The sequence below is a fragment of the Acinetobacter sp. YH16053 genome, assembly GCF_013417035.1.
Lineage (GTDB): Bacteria > Pseudomonadota > Gammaproteobacteria > Pseudomonadales > Moraxellaceae > Acinetobacter > Acinetobacter towneri.
Genome location: NZ_VPEP01000004.1, coordinates 60,692 through 86,214, shown reverse-complemented (window position 1 = coordinate 86,214; position 25,523 = coordinate 60,692). Strand labels below are relative to the sequence as shown.

The 25,523-nt window shown below is 41.0% G+C and carries 20 protein-coding genes and 1 riboswitch; of the genes, 14 read left to right on the top strand and 6 right to left on the bottom strand.

Features of this window, described 5'->3' with window-relative positions; genetic code table 11:
• Positions 1-308: 308 nt before the first annotated feature.
• Positions 309-926: a hypothetical protein gene (locus FTV43_RS05285; protein ID WP_179995027.1), complete on the bottom strand. Its 618-nt coding sequence runs from the start codon at positions 924-926 to the stop codon at positions 309-311.
• A gap of 139 nt (positions 927-1,065) precedes the next feature.
• Between FTV43_RS05285 and baeS the strand changes: the two genes are divergently transcribed.
• Positions 1,066-2,721 carry a sensor histidine kinase efflux regulator BaeS gene (baeS, locus tag FTV43_RS05280; protein ID WP_179995026.1) on the top strand — a complete coding sequence of 552 codons (1,656 nt, stop codon included), beginning with the start codon at positions 1,066-1,068 and terminating at the stop codon, positions 2,719-2,721.
• A 20-nt stretch (positions 2,722-2,741) separates the two neighbouring features.
• A complete protein-coding gene (locus FTV43_RS05275) occupies positions 2,742-3,428 on the top strand; it encodes a response regulator (protein ID WP_178318734.1) in 687 nt (228 codons plus the stop codon).
• A gap of 213 nt (positions 3,429-3,641) precedes the next feature.
• On the opposite strand, the gene FTV43_RS05270 is transcribed toward FTV43_RS05275, so the two are convergent.
• The 5 genes from FTV43_RS05270 to FTV43_RS05250 all read right to left on the bottom strand — a co-directional run bounded on the left by FTV43_RS05270 (position 3,642) and on the right by FTV43_RS05250 (position 10,135).
• The gene (locus FTV43_RS05270) at positions 3,642-5,087 is read right to left on the bottom strand and encodes a YdiU family protein (RefSeq protein ID WP_178318735.1); all 1,446 of its coding nucleotides are present in this window, start codon (positions 5,085-5,087) and stop codon (positions 3,642-3,644) included.
• Positions 5,088-5,211: 124 nt separating this feature from the next.
• Positions 5,212-6,378 carry an acyl-CoA desaturase gene (locus tag FTV43_RS05265; protein ID WP_179995025.1) on the bottom strand — a complete coding sequence of 389 codons (1,167 nt, stop codon included), beginning with the start codon at positions 6,376-6,378 and terminating at the stop codon, positions 5,212-5,214.
• Positions 6,379-6,667: 289 nt separating this feature from the next.
• Positions 6,668-7,381 (bottom strand): glycerophosphodiester phosphodiesterase, encoded by a 714-nt coding sequence (locus tag FTV43_RS05260; protein ID WP_179995024.1) that lies wholly within the window; start codon positions 7,379-7,381, stop codon positions 6,668-6,670.
• A gap of 168 nt (positions 7,382-7,549) precedes the next feature.
• Positions 7,550-8,134 carry a cob(I)yrinic acid a,c-diamide adenosyltransferase gene (locus FTV43_RS05255; protein WP_168542354.1) on the bottom strand — a complete coding sequence of 195 codons (585 nt, stop codon included), beginning with the start codon at positions 8,132-8,134 and terminating at the stop codon, positions 7,550-7,552.
• Between the two features lie 138 nt (positions 8,135-8,272).
• Complete coding sequence (locus tag FTV43_RS05250) at positions 8,273-10,135, bottom strand: TonB-dependent siderophore receptor (RefSeq protein ID WP_179995023.1); 1,863 nt, start codon at positions 10,133-10,135, stop codon at positions 8,273-8,275.
• A 35-nt stretch (positions 10,136-10,170) separates the two neighbouring features.
• A riboswitch (cobalamin riboswitch) is annotated at positions 10,171-10,395 on the bottom strand.
• A gap of 192 nt (positions 10,396-10,587) precedes the next feature.
• On the opposite strand from FTV43_RS05250, the gene FTV43_RS05245 reads away from it, so the two are divergent.
• The 12 genes from FTV43_RS05245 to FTV43_RS05190 all read left to right on the top strand — a co-directional run bounded on the left by FTV43_RS05245 (position 10,588) and on the right by FTV43_RS05190 (position 25,518).
• A complete protein-coding gene (locus FTV43_RS05245) occupies positions 10,588-11,241 on the top strand; it encodes a phosphoribosylanthranilate isomerase (RefSeq protein ID WP_179995022.1) in 654 nt (217 codons plus the stop codon).
• A complete protein-coding gene (gene trpB / locus FTV43_RS05240; protein WP_004975067.1) occupies positions 11,213-12,457 on the top strand; it encodes a tryptophan synthase subunit beta in 1,245 nt (414 codons plus the stop codon). The genes FTV43_RS05245 and trpB overlap by 29 nt, the downstream gene beginning before the upstream one ends.
• 174 nt (positions 12,458-12,631) lie before the next feature.
• On the top strand, positions 12,632-13,153 hold the full coding sequence (locus FTV43_RS05235) for a DUF1543 domain-containing protein (protein WP_179995021.1): 522 nt from the start codon (positions 12,632-12,634) through the stop codon (positions 13,151-13,153).
• A gap of 201 nt (positions 13,154-13,354) precedes the next feature.
• A complete protein-coding gene (locus tag FTV43_RS05230) occupies positions 13,355-14,347 on the top strand; it encodes a DUF2804 domain-containing protein (RefSeq protein WP_179995020.1) in 993 nt (330 codons plus the stop codon).
• A 179-nt stretch (positions 14,348-14,526) separates the two neighbouring features.
• On the top strand, positions 14,527-15,333 hold the full coding sequence (locus tag FTV43_RS05225) for an enoyl-ACP reductase (protein WP_004975071.1): 807 nt from the start codon (positions 14,527-14,529) through the stop codon (positions 15,331-15,333).
• Between the two features lie 176 nt (positions 15,334-15,509).
• On the top strand, positions 15,510-18,254 hold the full coding sequence (gene glnE, locus FTV43_RS05220) for a bifunctional [glutamate--ammonia ligase]-adenylyl-L-tyrosine phosphorylase/[glutamate--ammonia-ligase] adenylyltransferase (RefSeq protein ID WP_179995019.1): 2,745 nt from the start codon (positions 15,510-15,512) through the stop codon (positions 18,252-18,254).
• Between the two features lie 33 nt (positions 18,255-18,287).
• Positions 18,288-19,214 carry a branched-chain amino acid transaminase gene (locus FTV43_RS05215; RefSeq protein ID WP_179995018.1) on the top strand — a complete coding sequence of 309 codons (927 nt, stop codon included), beginning with the start codon at positions 18,288-18,290 and terminating at the stop codon, positions 19,212-19,214.
• Positions 19,215-19,968: 754 nt separating this feature from the next.
• Positions 19,969-20,496, top strand: a complete 528-nt coding sequence (locus FTV43_RS05210; protein ID WP_179995017.1) for a hypothetical protein — start codon at positions 19,969-19,971, stop codon at positions 20,494-20,496.
• 67 nt (positions 20,497-20,563) lie between these two features.
• Positions 20,564-21,268 (top strand): molecular chaperone, encoded by a 705-nt coding sequence (locus FTV43_RS05205; protein WP_179995016.1) that lies wholly within the window; start codon positions 20,564-20,566, stop codon positions 21,266-21,268.
• A gap of 38 nt (positions 21,269-21,306) precedes the next feature.
• Positions 21,307-23,607 carry a fimbria/pilus outer membrane usher protein gene (locus FTV43_RS05200; protein WP_179995015.1) on the top strand — a complete coding sequence of 767 codons (2,301 nt, stop codon included), beginning with the start codon at positions 21,307-21,309 and terminating at the stop codon, positions 23,605-23,607.
• A 52-nt stretch (positions 23,608-23,659) separates the two neighbouring features.
• A complete protein-coding gene (locus FTV43_RS05195; RefSeq protein WP_179995014.1) occupies positions 23,660-24,076 on the top strand; it encodes a hypothetical protein in 417 nt (138 codons plus the stop codon).
• A 158-nt stretch (positions 24,077-24,234) separates the two neighbouring features.
• A complete protein-coding gene (locus FTV43_RS05190; RefSeq protein ID WP_179995013.1) occupies positions 24,235-25,518 on the top strand; it encodes a glycosyltransferase family 1 protein in 1,284 nt (427 codons plus the stop codon).
• Positions 25,519-25,523: the final 5 nt, after the last annotated feature.

The following is a 25,523-nucleotide window of genomic DNA, read 5'->3' as shown; positions in this document are numbered from 1 at the left end:
TCGGTTTCCTCAATACTGGTTTGACCAGCGTTATATTTTAAATGGATTTCAGCGCATGCCTTATTAGACATGCCGTGTTGCAATGGTTGTAATCGTGCAACATCTTCTAATTCGGTACAAGCATCTGCATAGCATTTCTTGGTGACTGTAAAGTCAAAGATTTTTACCTTGAAATGGCTAAGTTGTTTGAGTGTAAATAGTTTTGCTGAATTTGAAATCATACAAATAGTCAAAACCGTAAAGAGATATGTCCAATAAAAAGGGCGCAATTTGCGCCTTTTTTATCTATTTATGCTTTTTAGAGTGGCTTAAGCAGCCTTATCCGGTGCTGAAACAGGTGCGTTAGGTTGGAAGTGAACGATACATTTGCCATCTATTGTTTGTGTGCCGACTTTTAGCTGCACGGCTTGGCCATCCGTTTGACCTTGGCAGGCTTTGGTCGCAGCTTGTTCACGCGCTTGACGTTCAGCTAAACGTTGATCGTATTGCTGAGTTAACTCAGCACGTTTCGCATCGGTTAGTGGTTCGCCACGATGCATATGCATGCCACGGAATTCACCACGATCGGCTTTATCGCCACGCATTGGGCGATGTTCACCACGTTTCATTTTATCGCGGTTCGGTTTAAATGAAATCGCACATGTGCCTTCTAGTGTTTGCTCACCTGCTTTAATTTGGACTGCTGAACCCACCGCTTTGCCATCGCAGGCTTTTTTTATGTCTTGCATGACTTGTTTACGTTCAGTACGCATTTTTTCAAATTGTTTGCGTTGTTCAGGCGTCATGTGACGGTCTTTCTGATAATGACCATGCATATATTGCGACTGCTTCATATCTTTTGGTGCTTGGGTGGATTGACAGGCAGTCAACGCACCTACAGATAAAACGCTTGCAGTGGCTAAAGCAATTTTTGTCATCTTATTCATTCTAAATTCCCCCATACAAGAGCATGTGATTTTGGATGATTAAAGATTAAATAATAAAGATGTAGAAACAATGGAGAGTTTTTTCTAGCACTGTTGGTTACAATGCTCAAAATCGACAAAAAAAGCTGAGATTGCGCTTTTGAAAATTCGCCGTATACCCATCGCATTACGCCTGTTCTTAACAGTGCTGCTGACGACCTTGCTGATTACCACGGTCAGCTTGGGGGTATTGCATGTCAATATGCAGCGAAACTTCAGCAAATATGTGGCCGATGTCGAAATGCAAAAGCTGGACTTGCTCACTCAAAACTTGGCAGAAGTCTATGCGGTATATCACGATTGGGGCAATGCCATTCAGGCGCAAATTCTCCAAATTGAAGGTGAAGCTGCGCCCGATGATTATGACCGTTTATCGCGGTGGTGGTTGCGTCGTCAGTATGACATTGCTTTGCAGCAGCGTTATTTTCAGGAACACACCCTCGCCAATGTCAACTCAAGTGTAGTCGAGCCTGAGCCAGGCAAACGACAAGCCAATGCGGAAGAACTTCGCTGGTTAGAGCTGAATTTACCTTCACAATTTCAGCCATTTGAAGGTTTAGTATTTCCTTTGAGTGCCAATCAGAATGCTTTCCGTCCTGATCGTAAAAATGAAGGACACCAAAACGCGACAGAATCATCTGGAAAAAAACAATTTATTTCGATGCCTGACCGTTTAGGCTTGAGTTCACGCTTATCTTTATATGATGCTCAGCGGCAATTTGTAGTGGGAGAGCCTGCTGAAACTCAAATTTCCTTTCGTCCAATTATGGTCGGTGAAAAAATCGTGGGTTATCTGGGCTTAAAACCAGTGTTAGATCAGGAAGATGCTTTAAGTATTAATTTTTTTAGTAAACAAACTCGTTATTTATTATTGGCTTATGCTTTAAGTATTTTGGCGAGCTTGATTGCTGCCTTATTGTTGGCGACCTACTTTAAAAAGCCAATTCAGCGCTTATTAAATGGCACACGTGAATTAACCAAAGGCCATTATCAGCATCAGGTCAAGGTCAATCGTAATGATGAGTTGGGTGATTTATCTACCGAATTGAATCATTTGGCGGTGATTTTAGATCAACATGAAACTTCACGTCGTCAGTGGGTGGCAGATACTTCGCATGAATTAAAAACGCCATTGGCGGTGTTGCAGGCGCAAATTGAAGCCATGCAAGATGGTATCCGCAAAGCCACACCAGAGCATTTGGCTGCGATGATGCATCAGGTCAATAATCTGAAAAAACTCACACAGGATTTATCGGACTTGGCGCAAGCCGAAGCCATGCAGCTGAAATGCTATTTTTCGATTATTGATCCATGGCAAGTGATTGAGCAGGAAATCGAAAGCTTTAAGCCGAAATTTGAACAAGCGCAGTTGGACGTGATCGTGTCGGGTGAAGGCACGCAATTACAATTGGATATAGACCGTTTTAAGCAAATTATGCTCAACTTATTGAGTAACAGTATTCGCTATACCGAAGCGGGTGGGCAGGTACATATTCACACCAGTCAAAGCGCAACAGAATGGACAGTATATGTAGATGACAGTCCGTTTGGTTTAAGTGATGAACAATTGGCACGTTTGGGTGAGCGTTTCTATCGCGCCGATGATTCACGTACACGTGCCACAGGCGGGACAGGTTTAGGTCTGGCTTTATCGGTCAAAATTGCTAAAGCATTGGGCGGAGAGTTAAGTTTTGCACATTCACCATTGGGTGGTTTACGTTGCAAATTAAGCTTTCCCAAAACAATCAAATCTTGAAAGACTTTAAGGAATCGTGCATGAAACATATCTTGCTGGTTGAAGATGAAATTGAACTTGCCCAATTGGTGCGAGATTATTTAGAAGCTGCTGGTTTTGAAGTCAGTATGTTTCATGATGGACAAGAAGCCTATGACAGCTTTTTGCAGCGTAAACCGAGCTTGATGATTTTAGATTTAATGGTACCGCGTATGGATGGTTTGACCATTTGCCGCAAAGTGCGTGAACAGTCCGATGTGCCTATTATTATGGTCACGGCACGTACTGAAGAAATTGATCGGGTGCTAGGCTTGAACATGGGCGCAGATGACTATGTGTGTAAGCCTTTTAGCCCGAAAGAATTGGTCGCGCGCGTGCAAGCGGTGTTGCGCCGTTTGGAACGTAAGGCTGAGTCCGAAGATCAGTCTTTGTTCCGTATGGATAAAGCGCAGCAGCGTATTTGGTATCAGCAAAAAACCTTGAATTTGACCCCTACCGAATTCCGTTTATTGGAATTGTTTTTAGAGCATGTCGGGCAGGTGTATTCACGCGCGCAGTTGCTAGACCATATTAACCCAGACAGTTTTGAAGTGGCAGATCGGGTGATCGATAGCCACATTAAAAACTTGCGCCGTAAAATTTCTGATGCTGCCGAAACAGGTAATCGACATGAGTGGATTCAGGCGGTGTATGGTGTGGGTTATCGTTTTGAATATCCTGATGAGTAAAAAAAATTAATCTAGTCCATCTTTAATACAGAGAGATGGGCTAGATAAAATATTTGTCATTTCACATCACAGCTAAATTTTGTAGTTTGTACAATCAATTGTTCAGCAGGACAATGGTTTTTATTGCATAAACATTTTGCAAGATACTAATTTTTAAAGGTTTGTTGATGTTTTAATAAAATCATAGTGTTAGGCATTTGTGCAACAAGGCTATTAAGATGAGCAACTCACCATCACTTCTGGCACATCACTTGGTAAAGGTGCTAAATCTTCAGGTTTTTCCAATGCTGTTTGCTGAATATAGGGTTGGCTGAGCAAGTTAAATAAACGCTCAACTTCTGAAAAATCATCACGCTCTGCTTGCTCAATCGCCTTTTGTGCCATGTGATTGCGCAAAATATACTGAGGGTTGACTTGCTGCATAGCAATATCTAAGGCATCGGTATCCTGATGTTCACGAATTTGTAAATACTGCGCCAAAAAGCTTTCCCACTGACGACGATCCAAACAATCATCCAGTATTTCAGTATATTGTTTATTTTGTAGGCGGATAAAGCTCTGGGTGTAATCCAGCTGTTCACTTTGCAAAATGCGTAAGAAATTGGTTGCGCAATCAAAACTGTCTTTATGGAAGCTTGGCAGTCCCATTTTTTCACATAAACCGAGTTTATAATGCTCCAAAAAAGTGGGTTCAAAATGTTCTAAGCATGCTGCCAGTGCTTGTTTCCAGTGTTCTTTCTGATCTGGGTTTTGCTCAAGTGGAATTAAATTATTTAACCAGACCCATAAATTCCAGTGTGCTACGCTGGGTTGTTGTTGGTAGGTATAACGTCCTTGATAGTCCGAATGATTGTTGATCCAATTGGGACGAAAACGCTCCATAAAGCCATACGGGCCGAAATCGAGTGTTGAACCTGTGAGATTTAAATTATCGGTGTTCATCACCCCATGCGCAAAACCGACCAATTGCCATTTGGCAATCATGACAGCGGTACGTTGAATAACTTGCGTAGCAAAGGCGAGTACAGGCTGTTCGGCTGCCAAGCATTCTGGATAGTGCCATTCGATACACTTTTGCACAAATTCAGGCAGTAATTCAGGTTGATACTGATTGATCCATTCAAAATGTCCCAAACGAATATGACAGTCTGATGTGCGTAATAGCATTGCACCAAGTTCTAATTTTTCACGTTGTACGCCTTGAGTAGATGAGGTAAATCCAACGGCATTGCTTGATGGCACACCCAGTGCATTTAAAGCATGACCTGCCAAATATTCACGAATCACTGAACGTAATACTGCACGTCCATCTCCCATACGTGAATAAGGCGTTTCCCCCGCACCTTTTAAATGCAGGTCGATTGTACGTTGATGTGTGTCCAAAACTTGCGCAATGAGTAAACCGCGTCCATCTCCCAATTGACCTGCCCACTGACCAAATTGATGTCCTGCATAGACCATTGCCAAAGCAGGAAATTCTTTAAACGTCTTTTGACCACTGCAAATTTCCACCCATTGCTGTTGTTCTTCGGCTGTCCATTGCAGTTCTTTTGCCAAGGCTGCATTAAAGTGTCCTGCTTTTGTACCTTTTAAAGGTAAAGGCTGCTGCATGTGATAAAGACGGGCGGGCAGGGTCGGATAACGTGGATTAAATTGCATGATGATGAAGCGCTTGGCACAAAGTGAGTTTCACTATAGCAAACTTAGACTTTAAAAACTGTAGTCTAAAAATGCAGAAAGCCCTGAACAGGTCAGGGCTTTCGCAGTGCATCAGAACAGAGGTTTATTCAGATACAGGATTCTTTTTCAGGTTGCGCATCAGCAAGTTCAAGGTTTCACGATGGTGTGAAAGACGCTGTTCAACCAATTGGAATTCAACTTTTAATTTGTCATCCATTTGGTGGATTTTTTCAGCTACAGACGCTTTTTTCGCCTGAATTTCTTGCTCTTTTAACTTTGCCCAATCGTTCAAAGTTTGAGTAAAGGCATCATATTCTTGCGAAATACGGCTTTTAACTTGGCCAATGTCATCATTTACATTGTGTCCATAGACCGCCAAGTCTTGTTCTGCATATTTAAAACGCATCGCCAATTCTGCTTTTTTAATATTAAAGCTTGGAATACGGCGTAAGTTTTTCGCTAAGCCCAACTTCGAGCATGACCAAATTAACCATTTGGTTGGATCATATTGCCACCATTTTACGCCATTACGATAATCATACTGAAAAATGTGGTGATAGTTATGATAACCCTCGCCCCAAGTGGCAATTGCTAACCAGAAATTATCACGCGCGGTATTTTCGTCAGTATAAGGACGCGAACCCCACATGTGGCACAGCGAGTTAATAAAGAAGGTAACATGGTGGCTTAAAATCAGACGCATTAAACCGCCCAATAACAACACGCCCCACATATCGCCCACAGCCCAACCTATTGGCACCAAAATGCCAACGTGAACTGCAATTACGAGCGGAATATAGTATTTGTGTTGGAACATCACCAGTTTGTCATTTAACAAGTCTGGTGCATTTTTAAAGTTTGGCTCTGCGGCAGGATAGTCACGTAACATCCAGCCCATGTGCGCATACCAAAAGCCGTTATTAATTGAATATGGGTCTTTTTCGACGTCATCGACATGGCGGTGATGGGTACGGTGACCTGAACCCCAGAACAAAATACTGTTCTGAACGGCAAAAGTCCCCATAATCATCAAAAGAATTTTTAAGGGAAGGGTAGCTTCATAAGCACGGTGTGCCCATAAACGGTGATAACCTGCTGTAATACCCAAGCTACTTACGCCAAGTAATACAAACATGCTGATCCAAGCGGCTAAGCTAAAATCATGGTGATAGGCATACCAAGGAATCGCGATCACTGCAACAATAGGTAAGAAAACCAGTGCAAAGATGGCAATCCAGTTGATTGGGGCTTTGGGTAAGGGAGCATTCATCTCCAACAGCACTCCTAGAACCTTGGGAGGTATAAATGGACGCTTAATCCGTTATAACGCTATGACCGATCTATAGATTGAAATCATAGTATTAAATTTTTTAGGGATTAATTTTTTCGCATATTAGCATGAGTGTATTCACGATCACAGCATTATTGTACAGTTGTATTGTACTGGGTGGTAACAGAATATAATGGTATCTGCGAGATTTTACGGAAATATGATATACGGTAGCCAAACAAGCACGATAAATCATTTATTTATTCATCAATATGCTTAAGGTTACCGCTTACAAGTGTTGCATCATCAGTTTAGGATAATCGGTAATTAAACCCTGAATCCCTAAATCTTTAAGCTGTTTGGCGCGTTCAATCTGGTTGACTGTCCAAACGCTGATATTCAGTTGGGCCTGTTGTGTGGCTTTAATGAGCGCACCGGTTGCGAGTTCGTTCATCCAACCAATTTGGCAACAACCTAATTCTAAAGCCTGATCAATGGCTTGATATTGCAGATCATCTTCAACCAATAAACCGCGTTTAAAGCGTGATTTTTGTTGTTGCAAAGCCCAGTGAATTTTCGGATCAAAACTGGTGATGATGGCGTTGTGTTCAAAACCCTTCAAATGTTGCTCTAAACTTTGGGTAATTTTTTCGGCAGCGGCATGCGAGTTGACCGCTTTGACTTCTACTTCAATATGATCAAAATTTTGAATAATGGTCATGGTTTGATTGAGTAGGGGCGTGGTTTCGACTTTATTCCAGTCTGACCACATCACCGCATGATTGTAATGGTTTAAATCTTCCAGACTACATTCATACAGTGCTTTGTCTTGTCCTGTGGTGCGAATGAATTGATCATCATGCATAACCACTAAGGCATTGTCTTTGAGTTGACGCACATCAAACTCAACCGCTCGAATGCCAATATTTTGAATATATTCAAAACCACCGAGTGTGTTTTCAGGCGCTTCGCCACGCGCACCTCGATGACCAATTATGCGCATAATGTGCCCATGAATTGAAAGTTTGCTTTCATTTTGCAAGTACGACGTGACAAAGAGATGACATCTCTTATTTTGGTCGGATGATGTAAAATTTCAAGCAGCATCCGACGTGATTTTTTAGATGCAAAATCAGGGCTTTATTTTAGTTTCCGATTTTAGCTTGTAATGTTAGTTACCAATACTGTCATTGATGTTCTTTTGCCATAATACTTCGCTGCCTCCTTCGGCACGTTGCAAGCTGCGAGATGCCACAAATAGCCAGTCAGACAGTCGGTTCAGTAGTTGCAAAGACGGTGCCTGAATATTTTGATCACGGTTGTGTACGGTCATTAAACTGCGTTCTGCACGACGGCATACGGCACGAGCTTGATGTGCATAACTACATGCCAATGTACCTGCAGGCAAAATAAACTCTTTGAGCATTGGCAGGCTTTCATTCATGCGGTCAATGTCTTGTTCTAAGTATTCGATCGCAAGCGGTTGTACGAGGTGGTAATTGGGGATACAGACTTCACCGCCTAAATCGAATAGCCAGTGCTGAATCAGGCTGAGCGATTTGTCCCAAGTGTTTTTGTCTTGAATGTTGCTATGTGTAATTTGTGAGCGCAATACGCCAATGCAGGCATTGAGTTCATCTACATCGCCCAGTGCATGAATGCGTAAGTCGTCTTTGGCGACACGTGAGCCATCGCCCAGTCCTGTTGTGCCTGAGTCGCCTGTGCGGGTGTAGATTTTGCTTAAACGGTGGCCCATGGTCGTTCCTTGTCTGAAAATGAAAGTTGCGTTTGTGTGGTCGTAAGAAATAAAAGCTGGCGCAATAAAAAAGGATAATGTCGGTCATTACATTATCCATAAACTGCGCTGTTTTATATATTTTTTTGAAGCTGAGAATTAATAACGGAAAGTGACTCCAGCAGAGGCAAAACGACCGCCATTAATGTACCAATCTTCTGGTGAGTTGTCCCAAGAGCTTGCAGCTTTATAGACTTCTCGATATTGCACATCGCCAATGTTCTGAATATTAGTAAAGATTTTAACCGTTGGGTTAATATTCCAATAAGCATTGAAATCGACGGTTGCATAACCTGAAACTTTTACACTATTTGCGCTATTGCTAGCATTGGCATGTGAACGAGCTATTACCGAAGTACTAAGTCCATAGACAGCATTTTCTAGTCCTGCAGTGAAGGTAAGCGTCTGTTTTGGGCGATAGGCAATTTCTAAACCTGTTGCTTTATTTTCACTTTCAACATAAGCATATTCTGTCGCGAGGAATAAATCGTCTTGTTTCCATTTAAGACCTGCCTCACCGCCTGTAAAATTGGCTTCCCCAACATTTTGATTCATGCTGTCGCTATAGACGATTAAGTTATCCACATTGGTGCGATAAACAGAAAAACTAGTTGCTAGATTATCCGTAATAGCATAATCAAAACCGAGTTCATAAGAGATGCTTTCTTCAGGTTCTAAATTCTCATTACCGCCCCATTGAGAATAGAGTTCATTCAGGGTTGGAGCACGGAATGCACTGCCAATATTGGCATAAACGCTTGCATTAGGCAGGAAATGATAGCGAATAGCACCTTGACCTACTGTGTGGCTTCCAAAAAGCTCATGGTCTTCTACACGCAGACCAACTTGGGTGTCAAACAGTTCATTTTTAAATTGGTGTTGTAGATAATAACCTGTGCTATTAACGCTTTGATCTTGGTTTTTGATCGAACTTGTTTTGTAGTTGGCGTCATTATAAGTTGCACCAACTAAAATGTTTTGATTTGGTGTGAATTTCCATTTTAGGTTTAAATCACTTTGGTTGTTTTCAGTGTTGTACTGTGTGAAATATGATGGAACATCTTGCTTGTCTTGAACGTTTGCAAAATGAGCGCCTAAAATTAAATTTTGCAGAATATTGTAATCAACTTTTGCATTAATGACACGATTTACAAAATTACGAGGAGCTGTGTTGGTAATGTAATCATTACTGAAAATACTGGTTCCTTTATTTTCACTAATCGAAGCAGAGGCATCAATCTGATTTTCCTGGAAATAGCCTATTTTAGCATTGTAGCCTTTTTGATCGTAGCTGGCATTGTCGCTTTTATCTTGGCTTTCAAAAATGCGAGTTCCATCACTTTCTAAGCGTTGTCCACCTACTTGAGCGTAGAATCCTTGATCTGTGACTAAATCTGCTTTTAGAATGGTTTTATAAGTATTGTTTTCACCATAGATGCCAGTTAATTCTGCACCAGACTTCACAGGTTTTTTTGAAATAAGTTGAACTACACCACCAATTGCATCACTACCATATTGAACGGAAGCTGGGCCTTTCAAAATTTCAATTTGTTGAACATCCGAAGTATCTAAATATGCAGGATAAAGTGGACCAAGCTCATTTTGGCTATTTAAGCGAGCACCATCTTTTAATACTAGGGTATGTACGGCTTTAGTTCCACGTAGTCCAATTTCTGAAATTTGCCCCATCCCCCCGCTTTGTTTCACATAAACAGAAGGGTCTTGTTGGATTAAGTCAGATAAATTGAGAGCAGGATTCTTTTTTATCGCATTTTGATCAATCACAGAAATCCGCGCAGGCACATTGCCAATTTTTTCTTCAGAACGTGTCGCGGTAACGACTAAAGTGTCTAAAGATGCATTTACAACATTAGAACTGTCTTGTGCAGATACAGACGTAGAGAAACCCATTGCAAGCGCAATTGCGCCCACTAAAGCAGTAGGCTGAAAAAGAGTAGACATGACTTTGCTCCGTACATTCACCCCACGTGAATGATTGAGTTAAGGGCACAACAAGCAGGTCTCCGGACTTCAATGTGCCAAGCATCTTCTAATTTATGATTGCTTCGCTGTATATCCACCTTCCCATATTGTTCATACAGTGGTGTAAATCATAAGATTTAAATTGATATACGTTTCATGGTTACCGTTGCGGGGGCAGTGTTGGACTTTCACCAACTTCCCTAAAGCAAAATGCTATGACTCGTTGCATTTGCGCGAAGTATAAAGTCTGTTCGGCATTTAAACAACGGAAATGCAGAATAATCCGCCTGAACTTCACTCAACCCCTTAAAATTGCATTACAATGATTCGCCCCAATATCTGATTTTGTTAGTGTGAACAGACAATTTAAAAGTCACGCACAGCAAGATCAGCAAAATGAAAATTGAAAATCAGGATTAGAGTCCAAAACGATGCGTACCCGTGCCAAAATTTGCGGAATCACGCGAATTCAAGATATAAACAGTGTGGTGCATGCGGGTGCAGATGCGATTGGCTTGGTGTTTTATCCACCGAGTCCTCGTAATGTCAGCATTGCAGAAGCAGAAAACCTTGTGCAACACATACCCGCTTATGTGCAAGTGGTTGGCTTGTTTGTAAATGCCAGTGCAGACGACATAGCCGCAGTACTAAAACAAGTGCCTTTAGATATTCTGCAATTTCATGGTGATGAAACACCATTGCAATGTCAGCAAATAGCACAGCAAGTCGGACGCAGATGGTACAAAGCCATACAGGTCAAACCAGATTTAAATGTGTTGCATGCAATAAAAAGCTATCAACAAGTAGGTGCAAGCGCAGTATTATTAGACGCGTGGCATCCTGAATTGAAAGGTGGTACAGGACACAGTTTTGACTGGTCAAAATTCCCCAAACTCGATATTCCTTTAATTTTGGCGGGTGGTTTAAACCCTGAAAATATTGAAGATGCAATTCAGACGACTCAAGCCTATGCTGTTGATGTCAGTGGCGGAGTTGAGTCTGCAAAAGGTATTAAAGACCAACAACTCATAGAAAACTTCATGCAAGGAGTCCAACGTGGATCAGCAAAGTACAAATCACAATAACTCAGTGATTGACTATACCCAATTCCCAGATGCAAAAGGGCATTTTGGGATCCATGGCGGACGTTTTGTGTCAGAAACGCTGATGGCGGCTTTACAAGATTTAGAAAAATTGTATTTCCGCATGAAAGATGATCCGCAGTTTTTGGCAGAATTCGACCGCGATCTCGCCTACTATGTAGGTCGTCCTAGTCCTTTGTATTATGCTGAGCGATGGTCAAAAGAGTTGGGTGGTGCGCAAATTTACTTAAAACGTGAAGATTTGAACCATACTGGCTCACATAAAGTGAATAACACCATTGGTCAGGCATTATTGGCAAAACTGTCTGGTAAAAAACGCATTATTGCCGAAACAGGTGCAGGTCAGCACGGTGTAGCAACCGCGACCATTGCCGCTCGTTTAGGCTTAGAATGTGTGGTGTTCATGGGTGCAGAAGACGTGAAACGTCAGGCCATGAACGTGTACCGCATGCGTTTGCTTGGTGCGACTGTTGTACCTGTAGAAAGTGGCTCTAAAACATTAAAAGATGCCATGAACGAAGCCATGCGTGATTGGGTTACCAATGTTGATTCTACATATTATGTGATTGGTACGGTTGCTGGCCCACACCCATATCCACAATTGGTACGTGATTTCCAGTCAATTATTGGTCGTGAAGCGCGTCGTCAGATTCAAGAGCAGGCAGGTCGTTTACCTGACGCACTTGTGGCTTGTGTTGGTGGTGGTTCTAATGCGATGGGCTTGTTCTATCCATTCTTGAATGATGCCGAAGTGAAAATGTACGGTGTTGAGGCTGCGGGCTTGGGCATTGAAACAGGCAAACACTCTGCGCCATTGAATGCAGGACACGTAGGCGTATTGCACGGTAACCGTACTTATTTAATGTCGGATGCGCAAGGTCAGATTATTGAAACCCATTCTATTTCTGCAGGTCTAGATTACCCAGGTGTAGGGCCAGAGCATAGCTTCCTGAAAGATATGCACCGTGTCGATTACGTGCCAATCAATGACCAAGAAGCCTTGCAAGGTTTCCGTGATTTAACCCGTATCGAAGGGATTATTCCTGCTTTAGAAAGCTCGCATGCTATGGCTTATGTGAGCAAGCTTGCACCAACGATGGATAAAGACCAAATCATTATTGCGACTGTTTCAGGTCGTGGCGATAAAGACTTAATGACTGTTGCCCGCATTGATGGCGTGGAAATGGTGGATATGTAAATCGTAAACTGCTTGAAATAAAGTATGCTACATTTCAATTCAATCGTGCTGAAGCAATTCGGCACGATTTTTTATTTGGAGGATTGAAAAATTCTCGCTACTTTAAACAATCATGCTTAAAAATCATCAACTATAAAAGCCATCAAGCTTAGGATATTTGCGCAGGAGTCGGATATGCCCAGTTTATTTATCGTGATGTTAGGTGGGCGTCATGCGCGAGCCAATACTGAAGTGCATGATGTGGTACTTGCAGTAGGCGACTCTTTAGAAGAGACCTATCCGCAACTCAAGCAGGCTTGGTTTGCAGAACAGAAAGGTTTGCATATTGATGCATGGGCGCAAATTAACGGTGTTGAGTTTGAAGGCAAATCCTACTATTTAAAATTTACCGATGCGCAGCCGAATCAGGCAGAAAACCGACTGTATTTAATTAATTTAGGTGGATATGACCCACGTGAATTTGGTGAGTTGCATCGTTATGTACTGGTGGTGGCGCAAAACCCAATGGTGGCAAAACAGCGTGGTAAAGCCTATTTTGCCCAGCACTGGCAAAAACAACACACCGATCGGGTATTAGAAGTGGATGATTGTATTGCCATAGATCAGGTGCATGGTCGCTATGTGCAGTTGGTTGAAGGGTCATTCCCAGGCAATCGCTGGGAAAATACCTATCTGACTTTGAATGCTGATGCTTAAATGCCTTCAGAATATTGAGGCCAGAATAGATTAATTTATATTTTGTATATTTAGTAAACACTCAAACCTTAAAATAGTAAAACAATCTATGTTTTTATAGTTTTTTGAACAAAATCATAAGTTGCGGGTTTTTTGTACATGCATTTGTAGGCATAATACGACCAAAGATGAATTGTTTTTAGACAATAGGGAATGTCTTCAATGGATTTAATTCAGGCGAATGGACAACCGCATTATGGACGTTTTAGTGAACTTCCCAAAAAAATTGATTATCAGGCTTACCAATATAAAACACCGTATGGTGAGGTACTATCAGGTTGGCGTAAACGCTTAAAATATAAAAAGTTTAAATTTTGTAGCATTCAACACGAACACTATACCATTGGGCTGGCGATTGCCGATATTGCTTGGGCAGGGCACGGTTTTGTCTATATTTATAATCACATGACGGGCGAAGTGCAGGAATGGAATGCGATTAATTTTTTATCACGTAATACTGTTTTAGATGAACAACCATTATTTAATCAAAGTTTTTTTGAAAAATCACCATTTCAAATTGAAATTCAACATGCCAATGGTGTGCGATATATCCGCGTGACCAAATATGGTGAAATTAAACTCAGTGCTCGTATTTTTTGTGCAGGTACAGACCCATTAAGCATGTGCAGCCCGACAGGCATTAATGGTTGGACTTATACCCAAAAATTGACCACGTTGGGTTGTGAAGGGTATTTTGTCAATAAAACAGGACAAACCATTCAATTCCATGAGCGGACTTTTGCCTCACTAGATGATACCTGTGGTTTTTTACGTCCTGAAACAGCATGGTTTTGGTTGTCGTGTAACTTCTGGGATACCGAAAACCGTCGTGTGGGCTTAAATCTGGCTTCTGGTGTGAATGAAAGTTTTGGCAACGAAAACTGTTTGTGGATTAATGGCGTGCTGTATCCCTTAACAGATGTGTTGTTCCAACCTGAGGATGATGGCTCGTGGAGCATTCGCTCACTGGATCATCGTTTGAATTTAACTGTCAGCACAGGTTGGCGCCGTTATGAAAACCTGAATTTGCGTCTAGTCGGCAGTCAGTTCAGCCAATGGCAAGCTAAAATTAGTGGTACTATTCAACAAGACGATACCGAAATTATTTTGTTAAACGAATACGGCTTGCTTGAACAGCATTATGCCAAGTGGTAGGGCAAGTTTTTAACCAAGATTGTACGTCACCACTTGCAGATCATCATGTGACGTCATCTATCACTCACTTGAATCGCCATTGAGTTTTTACATAAACGGCAAAAAAAGGCGCATTATGCAATTTCACTATGCGTTCAGAATTGGCATGATACTGCGAAATATATCAAGGTGAGTTTCACATGGCACAAGGTCTTTTGGCGGGTAAGCGTTTTTTAATTGCTGGTATTGCAAGTAAATTATCTATCGCATTTGGTATTGCAGAAGCATTGCATCGTGAAGGTGCAGAATTAGCATTTACTTATCCGAATGAAAAACTCAAAAAACGTGTTGATGACTTCGCTGCACAATTTGGCTCAAGCATTGTATTGCCTTGCGATGTAGGCGTAGATGCAGAAATTGAGCAAGCTTTTGCTGACTTGGCAAAGCACTGGGATGGTTTGGATGGTTTGGTTCACTCGATTGGTTTTGCGCCTGCGCATACTTTAGATGGTGACTTTACCGATGTTACAGATCGTGATGGTTTTAAAGTTGCGCATGACATTAGTGCTTATAGCTTTATTGCGATGGCACGTGCTGCAAAACCATTATTACAAGCACGCCAAGGTTGCTTATTGACTTTGACTTATCAAGGTTCTGAGCGTGTGATGCCAAACTACAACGTCATGGGTATGGCGAAAGCATCTTTAGAAGCAGGTGTACGCTACTTGGCTTCAAGCTTGGGTGCTGACGGTATTCGCGTGAATGCAATTTCTGCAGGTCCGATTCGTACGCTTGCCGCATCGGGCATTAAATCATTCCGTAAAATGTTAGACCTGAATGAAAAAGTTGCACCTTTAAAACGTAACGTGACCATTGAAGATGTTGGTAATGCGGCATTATTCCTTTGCTCACCATGGGCGAATGGTATTACTGGTGAAATTCTGTATGTCGATGCAGGTTTTAACACGGTTGGTATGAGCGCAGAATTAATGCTAGATGCTGAATAAGCATTGCATCAAGCAGATAAAACCGAAGTTTAGGCTTCGGTTTTTTTATCGCTGCATTTTAAGTAAGAGGTATTTTGCAGATTGCTGTAATTTTATTTTCTTCTTTGACGCATCTGCTGCTATAAATAGATGGGTTGACAATATTTCAAAATAAAACTGGGTTTTAGGTCTTAAAAATGAATGCGGAACAATTGCAAAAAACGTTACATGCCAGTCAATATGCAGAACAAGTCTTGGCAAATCACGAAAGCCTGTTACAGCAGGATTATGCAATTGACCAATTTCTAAAACCGCTGAGCGCAGACTATATTCATCAATTGGTGATTTCGACTTTACAAGACATTCAAGATGAAACCTTGTGGATGAAAACCCTGCGAATTTTACGCGCGCGTTTAATGTTCCGCTGGATTTGGCAAGATGCCAACCAACTCACCGATGTGGTGACGTTGACGCAGGAACTTTCAGACTTTGCTGATATTTGTGTGCAAGTAGCCAAAGATTTTGCTCGGATTCCGTTGGTCGCCAAGCATGGCGAACCGATGGGGTATAACGGTAAAGTCCAAGACCTGATTGTGGTCGCCATGGGTAAACATGGCGCGCAGGAACTGAATTTATCCAGCGACATCGACCTGATTTTTGCCTTTGATGAACAAGGCGAAACCAATGGACGCAAGTGTATTGAAGTGCAGCAATTCTGCATTTTATGGGGACAAAAACTGATCTATCTATTAGATCATATCACCGCCGATGGTTTTGTTTTCCGCGTCGATATGCGTTTACGCCCGTGGGGCGATGGTTCTGCTTTGGCGATTAGCCATGTCGCACTGGAAAAATATTTAAGCCAGCATGGACGCGAATGGGAACGCTATGCTTGGATTAAGGCACGTATTATCACAGGTGGGCAAGAAGGTTATGAACTGCTGGAAATGACCCGACCTTTCGTATTCCGCAAATATGTCGATTACACCGCCTTTGAAGCCATGCGCGAAATGAAAGCCATGATTGAGCGCGAAGTGCAGCGTCGTAATATTGAAGACAATATTAAATTGGGCGCGGGCGGTATTCGTGAAGTTGAATTTATTGTGCAGGTTTTTCAGCTGATTTACGGTGGTTCAAAACTAGAATTACAAGACCGCCAGTGTTTGGTGAGTTTGCGCCATTTGGGCGAAGCTGAATTGCTAGAGCCACAAGCCGTACTGGATTTGGAAGATGCCTATTTATTCCTGCGTCGAGTAGAACATGCCATTCAAGCCTTGAATGATCAGCAAAGCCAAGCTTTACCGACTGAACCTGAGTTACGCGCACGCATTAGCGATACTTTGGGCTTTGCCGATTGGGACAGCTTTATGCAGACCCTAAATGAAAAGCGTGTCAAAGTCATTTATCAGTTTGAGCATTTAATTAAAGAAAATGAACCCGATTTTTTGCTGGAAAATTACAGTCAGCTAGAAAAACAGCTCGATGCGGTACTAGACGATCAAGCGAAAAATTTAGTGCATGAGTTCTGGTATGGACATGCCATTAAAAAACTCACCGCCAAAGCTTTACAGCGTTTAAAAACCTTTTGGCCACACTTGATTGAAGCAGTGTTGCAGTCAGAAAATCCACAAATGGCATTGATGCGTTTAATGCCACTGGTCGAATCTGTTCTGCGTCGTACCGTGTATTTGGTCATGCTGATTGAAAGCAAGGGGGCACTGCAACGCTTGGTAAAAATGGCCACAGTCAGCCCGTGGATTTGTGAAGAATTGACGCAATATCCTGTGTTGTTGGATGAATTTTTATCTATGGATTTTGAATTGCCAAAACGCAGCGATTTGGAAGATTCTTTGCGCCAACAATTGCTGCGCATTGAACTGGATGAAGTTGAAGACCTCATGCGGGTGCTACGTTTATTCAAAAAATCCAACGTATTAACAGTTGCGGCCAGCGATGTACTGGCAGAAAGCCACTTGATGAAAGTGTCCGATGCGCTGACGGATATTGCCGAAGTAACAGTAAATGCAGCTTTACAATTGGCGTATCAAATTACGGCCAAAAAGCATGGTTATCCACTCGACAGTGAAGGGCAGCGCTGTGGTTTAGAACATAATGCCTTTGCGATTATTGGCTATGGTAAGGTCGGTGGGATCGAGTTGGGCTATGGTTCAGATTTGGATTTGGTCTTTGTGCATGCCATGGATGAGCAGGCCGATACCGATGGGATGAAACCTATCAGTGGTTTTGAATTTGCCATGCGGGTTGCGCAAAAGTTTGTTTCGCTTATGACCACACAAACCCTAGATGGCCGTGTCTATGAGGTCGATACCCGTTTACGTCCTTCGGGAGATGCGGGTTTATTGGTGACCAGTTTGCGGGCCTTTGAGCACTATCAACTGAAAAGTGCATGGCTGTGGGAGCATCAGGCTTTGGTTCGTGCACGCAGTATTGCAGGCGAGCAATGTTTACGTGACAAGTTTGAAGTGTTGCGTTGTAAGATTTTAACCCAGCCGCGTGACGAAGCGTATGTGCGCAGTGAAGTGCTGAAAATGCGTCAAAAAATGAAAGATCATTTGGGTTCATCCAAAGAGCAAAAAAAAGATGGAATTTTTCATTTAAAACAGGATGCAGGTGGTATCGTTGATATCGAATTTATGGCACAGTATGCGGTATTAGCCTGGAGTGGGTCGAATCCTGATCTCGCCCATTATTCCGACAACGTAAGAATCCTTGAAGATGCCGCAAAAACAGGTTGCTTATCCAGCGACGATGCGACAGCATTGATTCAAGCTTATCTCCGTGAACGAGCCGAAAGCCACCGCTTAGCCCTTGCAAATCAATCCATGCAAGTCAATGCTGCGGACTGGTACGATACCCGTGAGGTCGTTTGCAAGTTATGGCAAAGATTAATTGATCCGATTGCAACGTCTGCATTGGATTAAAATGACTATGTATAAACATTTGGAGTGTGTGCCATGAATTTGGCTGATCGTGATGGTTTTATTTGGCAAGATGGACAATTGGTTGACTGGCGTGATGCAAAAATTCACGTCTTAACGCATACCTTACACTACAGTATGGGTGTGTTTGAGGGTGTCCGCGCTTATGAAACGCCAAACGGAACTGCGATTTTCCGTCTTCAGGACCATACTAAGCGTTTGTTAAACTCTGCCAAAATTTATCAAATGAAAGTACCATTTGATCAAGCAGCTTTAGAGCAAGCGCAAATTGATGTGGTACGTGAAAACAAACTTTCATCGTGCTACTTACGTCCATTAATCTGGATTGGTTCTGAAAAATTAGGTATCGCTGCAACCAATAACACCATTCATGCTGCTGTTGCCGCTTGGGGTTGGGGGGCATATTTAGGTGAAGAAGCGATGGCCAATGGTATTCGTGTTAAAACTTCATCATTCACGCATCACCATCCAAACGTGACTATGTGTAAAGCCAAAGCATCTGGTAACTACACCTTATCTATTCTTGCTCACCAAGAAGTCGCACAGGCGGGTTATGACGAAGCAATGCTGATGGACCCACAAGGTTATGTATGTCAAGGTTCTGGTGAAAACGTATTCTTAATTAAAGATGGCGTTTTACATACTCCTGACATTGCTGGTGGTGCTTTAGATGGTATTACACGTCAAACCGTGATTACGATTGCCAAAGACTTGGGCTATAAAGTGGTTGAACGCCGTATTACGCGTGATGAGTTCTATATTGCCGATGAAGCTTTCTTTACAGGTACAGCAGCAGAAGTTACCCCTATTCGTGAATACGATGACCGTGTGATTGGCTGTGGTTCACGTGGCCCAATTACCACTGAAATTCAAAAAACTTTCTTTGATGCTGTTCAAGGGAAGAATGACAAATATGCACACTGGTTGACTTACGTTAAATAAGTCACGCGTGTGTACCTGAGTCTATATTACTGACTCAGGTGTGATGACCCCATTTAGGCAGTGGCTTGAATGGGGTTTTATTTTGTCTGCTATTGCGTTATTGAACGGCTAAACTTCTTGCGAGGTTTATTTCTCACGTTACAGACATAGATGAATGATCAACTGTTTCTTCGTTGAGTTGGTGATGTAAAAATTTGATCTTTTGAATGAATTCAGTCGTTTAAAGCATGGGTTTTTATAGAGAAGGGCAATCCCTGTAATTGGTGAGATTTGATGTTAAAAATCGTTTAATCTGTCAAATGTGATAGGGGATAGTGAATCAAATACGTGAAAAGTGGATTAAAAAAAGAGATAAAATTTTATTTTTGACCATTCTTTCAAAAATAAACCCATTTAAAATGTAACAAAAGTTAAAATAAAAATGTTGTTAAAGTTAAATAAAAACAATGTGTTGGTTTAAATGTAAATAAATATATTTTTTTTAGTATCCCTAAAATTTGGATCACAAATTTTGGGGAGTGAACTGCTCCCTAGTTTTTTGCGATGTCATTTAAAACAATACTTTAATCTCCTAATTTGCTGAAATTCAAAGTTTATTCAATATTGCGTGAAATAGCGCGTATAGATGGTTTTTTGTGAGAAATACCTAAAATGAAGAAGCTTGCTAAGGATTGCGTTTCAATAATTCTAACGATATCTCAAGCGAGTGAATGATTAAAAAATGGTTTTTTTATAAGAGTTATGGAGAAGTGTAATGGCTAAATTAATGAAAGTTGCATTGTCTGCAATTATGTTTGGTGCGTGTTCAACTGTTATTTATGCACAGGATGCTGGTACAGAAGCAGCACTTGTTGGTGGTTCAGCTAATAACTGGGGTAACTGTACGAGTATAGGCTGTCAAAAAGATATCCCAATCAAATTAAAAGTTAATAAAAAATGTGAAGTTTTGGGCGGTTCACTGATTGAATTGAGTGAAAAAGGTGGTTCAAAAACTTCAGATTATACCATTCGAAGTAATACGCATTATGTGTTGAATATTCAAACAGCAAATGCGGGTACATCTGCGAGCACTTATGTAAAACATGAGAAAGACAGTAATGTCCGTGTTCCGACGACCATTTCAACGACTAAAGCTGGTGGTGGAATTATCGCATGGGGTGATACTCAACATAATGGCTTAGCCGATGATAAATACACTGTTTCAGTGAGTAACCAAGCAGTTGGTGCATTCCAACGTGCAGGTACTTATAACGATACCTATAGTATTAAAGTGTATTACTAATTCTAAATACAGCCTAATCTGATCTGAAGATCGGGTTAGGTTTTTTATTCAATACTGGGGGAATAACATGAAAAAAATAATGGCAGCATATATCACTTCAATGTTTTTTCTACCTGTAAGCTATGCAGGCGTTTCTGTTGAACCTGTGCAAATGTATATTACGGGTCAAGCAAAACAAAAAACCACAACAGTGACTTTAGAATCTAAAGATGCAGTACAAAAAAGAATTTTTGAAGTAAAAGCATTTAAGTGGACTCAAAATGCCAATGGTGAGAATGTACTCGAACCCGATGATAGTTTAATGCTTAACCCTAAAAACTTTATTTTGCAGCCAAATGCGAAACAAACCATACGTGTTGGTTTTAATCGTCCTTTAGAATCTGTTTTAACGGGGAGTCAGGAAGGGACATGGCGCATTATGATTGATGAAATTCCTCAAGCAGTTGAAGAATCTTCTGTTAATTTTTTGATGAGTTTTAATTTGCCGCTGTTTGTTGGGAAACAAGAAAACATCAACTTAAAATTTAATATTGAAAATAACAAGTTAATTGCAAGAAATCAGGCCAATTCACATATACAAGTGAATAATTTGGCATTGGTTGATGCCAATAAAAAAGTCGTTTTTAAAGCAGAGAGTATGAATTATTTATTGGCAAAAATGAATTATAGCTATGCGTTAAAAGACACCAAAATTACCGACCCAAAAAAGTATAGCGTTCAGTTTTTTACCGATAAAAATGACGATATGGTGGAGTTAAAACTCTCTGATTAGGGAGTGTTCGCCGATTGGAGGTGTAGGGGGGATGTGCGATGAAAGCAAAAATTCGATTTTGTATTGTGATTCAGGTTTTTTTTAGTCTCGGCGTGCATGCAAATGAATCCTCTACAGAAGAAAGCTTGGTCAATTTATGGATCAATGAACTCGATCATCATACTGATATCATGTTATTGACCGATCAACATCAGTATTACATTGCCTGCGAAGTACTCACTGAACGTCAAATTCAAATCCAAAAATTAAAAAAGCATCTTAGTCGCATAGATTTTTGTTTGGTTAGTGACGGTGAAATACAGAGTGTACTGGATGCATCTTCACAGTCGATTAAGTTAAATATTCCCACAGCATATTTTGATTCAGATTTAAATGTATTTAATCAAAATATGCTGCCTGAAAAAGCCAGTTTGGGTGGCTTTATGAATTATGACTTGGTTTATTCAGATAGTAATTCAAATCAATCTTATAGTGGCTTGGCAGAGTTGGGTATATTTAAAGATTATTGGATTTTTAAAAATTCGGTGCTCTATCAAAACACGCCTATAGATGAAAATTTTGTGCGTTTGAATAGTAGTTTTGATTTGGAGTTCCCAGAAAGTATGACCCGCTTAACTTTGGGTGATACGACCACCACTTATAACCCATTAATTAATTCATTGCGTTTTGCGGGCTTAAACTGGGGAACTAATTACACAGAACGCCCCAATTTTGTGTATTGGAATATCCCAACGTTGCAGGGCAGTGCGCGAATTCCATCTACGGTTGAATTATTTATTAATGGGGTCAGTATTTATAGTCAAAAAGTCAGTCCTGGTGATTATAGCCTACAAACAGGGGCGCAAATTCAGCAGGCGGGTAATGCACAAATTGTGGTTGAGGATATTTTAGGTAACCGCAGTGTGCAAAGTTTTCCAATTTTGGTGACGAACCGTTTACTGCGCGAAGGTTTAGATGAATACAATATTGCTTTAGGTAAGTTGCGCTATAACTACAATATAGAAAGCAATGATTATGGTGATTTTTTTGCAAATGGTTTTTATCGTAGAGGTTTGTCAAATGCAACAACTTTAGGAGCCAATATTGCATATAGCCAAGATATTCAAAATTTCGGATTAATGTGGACACAAGCGGTTCGTAATATTTTGGTTTTTGATATTGTGGTTTTAGCCGCTCATGATGATCGAAATAAAATAAATTATTCAGTAGGTTTATCTGCCAGTAAGGACTTTGGTCAGTTTTCAATGGGGCTGAGTTCTAAATATACCGAACAAGACTTTAAGTTTTTGGGTGATGATTTACAGATCAGCACGTCATATCCTAAATTTGAAAACTTGGTGTATTTTGGCATGACCAATGTGCCTTATTTACATAATGTGAATATCAACTATGCAGAACAAAAATATTATCCGCATTCTGAATTTAATCAGTCCAATCAACGTGTGTTGAATATCGGTTTTAATCGTAATATTGGCCGTCGTGTTTCGCTTGGTTTAAGTTATTTTAATACTTTTGGTGATCGTAAAGATTCTGGTGGAATATTATCTCTCAGTTATAGTTTTGATGATAAATCTGTTTATTTTAGTCAGTCGGAAGATCAGGTGAGTAATTTACAACTTGTGAAAAATGATTCGAGTCAGGTGGGTTTTGATTATGCTGTCGGGGTAAATCATCGTAATAATGAAACGCTTTATAACGTAAATAGTAAGTTAAAAACCAATATTGGCGATTTAGATATTTATCATGTACAGAGTAAAGAAAATCGTGACTCACAAATTGGTTATCGTGGTGCTATCGTTTGGTTAGGAAATCAATTTAGCTTTACTAAAATTGTTGATCATGCATTTGGTTTGGTTAAAGTTGGAGATTATCAGGATATTGATATTTTGCGTTCTTTAACTTATGCCGATAAAACCAACAAAAAAGGCTATGCCTTTGTGCATGATATTATTCCTTATGTGAAATATGACATTTCTTTTGATCATAATCAGCTACCGATTGAAGATAAAATTCTGTATTCAAACAAGCAAATCACTGCATTAAATCAACGTGGATATCGCATTGAGTTTCCTGTTTTGCATGCCAAGCAAATCAAGTTACGTCCTGTGGATGCTCATCATCAACCTTTTGTTGCAGGTTCGGAATTACATATTAATCATGATGGTGGTGAGGTTTATCCCATCACTTCGGATGGCACAGTGACTTTATATGGTTTTGTCCCTGGCAATTACGCTGTGCAAATTAAAACCAGAGAGGCACGTACTTGTTCAGCTGTATTACAAGTCAGCGCAGAGGAATCTGCGGACAGTACTACACCGACCACATTGCAGTGTCGTTAGTTGGCTTCTGCTTGGAAAGCAAATCAAGCAAAGCAAATCTAGGAGTGGAATCATGAAAACCAGTGTGTTGTTATTGGTCTGTGGTATGAGTGCTGTAGGTATGGTGCATGCAAAGCAATGTCAAATTGAACGCCTGACCTCAAGCCAGCTTAATTTGAACGCATCATATTTGAGTCAGGCAGCCACATCATTTTCTGTGGCTTGTGAAAGTCGCTATGCGATTAAGTTTAATACGCGAAACTTAGTCAATAGTACAGGCAGCAGTTATGTGGTGAATGAGAAAAATCATAAGCTCAAAACGCAGATGAATATTAATGGTGCAACGTCATTACGTTGGAATGTACCTATTGCCCAACCTGCAAGTCCCCAAGAAAAGTTTGTGGTATTGGTGCAACTCGCGGAACGACCATCGGCAATGACACCAGCAGGTGTTTATCGGGATAGCTTGTATGTTAATCTGATGTTTTAATGCGCACAGTTCTTAGTGAGATATAAAAGGGTGTACTTTATATACCCTAAACTTGAAGCTATTAGACACAAGTATGAAATTAATTTCATCAATCTATCATAAAAGTGAAAACTCTAAAGACTAAACTAGGCTTACAAAAACAATAGAGGAATTCGCGGATGTCAGCGTCTTCTCGTACAATGTTATTTAAGTCACCTAGTTTGCCTGAGTTATTTAAATTTTATTTCAAACAAGATCAAAAACAAAAAAGCAGCCAGCCTACCTCTGAACTCTCAGACCTTGTCCGCCCACGTTTAAAAATTGCCCTTGTAACAGAAACTTGGCCACCTGAAATTAATGGTGTGGCACGTTCACTGTTACAGCTTTGCAAAGGATTGCAGGAACTTGGACACAAAATTTTATTGATTCGCCCTGAACAAAAACAAGCCTGCACTCAATTCCAACCGTATCAAGAATGTCTGGTAAAAGCACAAGCCATTCCTAAATATCATAATTTACAATTTGGCTGGCCGCAGTGGTCTAAACTTTCGCAGGCTTTAGATGAGTTTCAACCCGATGTGGTGCATATCGTGACTGAAGGTCCTTTGGGGCTTGCCAGTTTACATATTGCAAAATCAAAAAATATTCCAGTATCGAGTGGTTTTCACTCTGCTTTTCAGGATTTTAGCCGTTTTTTCGATTTGGCATTTTTACTCAAACCCATTCAGCACTATCTAAAATGGTTTCATAACAATACATCGCTGACTTGTGTGCCAAGTAGCCACACCGAAAAATCATTGCGTCAGTTTGGCGTGCAAGGGCCTTTAGTGGTGGTTGGGCGTGGTGTCGATGTTGAATATTTTTCCCCGTATTTTCGTTCGACCCAACTGCGAGCAAGTTGGGGTGCCAGTGAAAACACGCGGGTGATGTTGTATGTCGGGCGTTTATCACCTGAAAAAGAAGTCAATCTTATTATTGATGCCTATCAGCGTATGCCAAAAAATACCGAACAGCCTGTGAAATTGGTGATTGTTGGAGATGGCCCAGACCGTGAGCGTTTAGAAGCCTTGAACACTCAGGGAGATATTGTTTTTACAGGTAGTTTAAGTGGGATAGCACTTGCACAAGCCTATGCCAGTGCCGATGTATTTGCTTTCGCCAGTCAGGTCGAAACCTTTGGTAATGTCGTGTTAGAAGCCATGGCCAGTGGCTTACCTGTCATTGCGTATGATTATGCTTGTGCACGTTTACATCTAAAACCGAATGAAACAGGTTGGTTGAGTCCACTCGGTCAGCCAGAAGATTTGGTCGGTCATATCCACCGACTTCCAGATCTTACAACCCTTAGACAGATGGGCGAACACGCCCGCAAAGCGACTTTAAATATTGGCTGGCAGTATCCAGTCCAACAATTTGAGCAGGCGTTATATCTGGTGGCGAAGGAGCTACACATGCCATCTTAGCTATA

Bases quoted from the DNA above. Each gene is read 5' to 3' on its own strand.
- FTV43_RS05285 (WP_179995027.1), bottom strand. From the start codon at position 926: ATGAATAAGATGACAAAAATTGCTTTAGCCACTGCAAGCGTTTTATCT.
- FTV43_RS05275 (WP_178318734.1), top strand. From the start codon at position 2,742: ATGAAACATATCTTGCTGGTTGAAGATGAAATTGAACTTGCCCAATTG.
- FTV43_RS05270 (WP_178318735.1), bottom strand. From the start codon at position 5,087: ATGCAATTTAATCCACGTTATCCGACCCTGCCCGCCCGTCTTTATCAC.
- FTV43_RS05265 (WP_179995025.1), bottom strand. From the start codon at position 6,378: ATGAATGCTCCCTTACCCAAAGCCCCAATCAACTGGATTGCCATCTTT.
- FTV43_RS05260 (WP_179995024.1), bottom strand. From the start codon at position 7,381: ATGCGCATAATTGGTCATCGAGGTGCGCGTGGCGAAGCGCCTGAAAAC.
- FTV43_RS05255 (WP_168542354.1), bottom strand. From the start codon at position 8,134: ATGGGCCACCGTTTAAGCAAAATCTACACCCGCACAGGCGACTCAGGC.
- FTV43_RS05250 (WP_179995023.1), bottom strand. From the start codon at position 10,135: ATGTCTACTCTTTTTCAGCCTACTGCTTTAGTGGGCGCAATTGCGCTT.
- FTV43_RS05245 (WP_179995022.1), top strand. From the start codon at position 10,588: ATGCGTACCCGTGCCAAAATTTGCGGAATCACGCGAATTCAAGATATA.
- FTV43_RS05235 (WP_179995021.1), top strand. From the start codon at position 12,632: ATGCCCAGTTTATTTATCGTGATGTTAGGTGGGCGTCATGCGCGAGCC.
- FTV43_RS05230 (WP_179995020.1), top strand. From the start codon at position 13,355: ATGGATTTAATTCAGGCGAATGGACAACCGCATTATGGACGTTTTAGT.
- FTV43_RS05225 (WP_004975071.1), top strand. From the start codon at position 14,527: ATGGCACAAGGTCTTTTGGCGGGTAAGCGTTTTTTAATTGCTGGTATT.
- glnE (WP_179995019.1), top strand. From the start codon at position 15,510: ATGAATGCGGAACAATTGCAAAAAACGTTACATGCCAGTCAATATGCA.
- FTV43_RS05215 (WP_179995018.1), top strand. From the start codon at position 18,288: ATGAATTTGGCTGATCGTGATGGTTTTATTTGGCAAGATGGACAATTG.
- FTV43_RS05210 (WP_179995017.1), top strand. From the start codon at position 19,969: ATGGCTAAATTAATGAAAGTTGCATTGTCTGCAATTATGTTTGGTGCG.
- FTV43_RS05205 (WP_179995016.1), top strand. From the start codon at position 20,564: ATGAAAAAAATAATGGCAGCATATATCACTTCAATGTTTTTTCTACCT.
- FTV43_RS05200 (WP_179995015.1), top strand. From the start codon at position 21,307: ATGAAAGCAAAAATTCGATTTTGTATTGTGATTCAGGTTTTTTTTAGT.
- FTV43_RS05195 (WP_179995014.1), top strand. From the start codon at position 23,660: ATGAAAACCAGTGTGTTGTTATTGGTCTGTGGTATGAGTGCTGTAGGT.
- FTV43_RS05190 (WP_179995013.1), top strand. From the start codon at position 24,235: ATGTCAGCGTCTTCTCGTACAATGTTATTTAAGTCACCTAGTTTGCCT.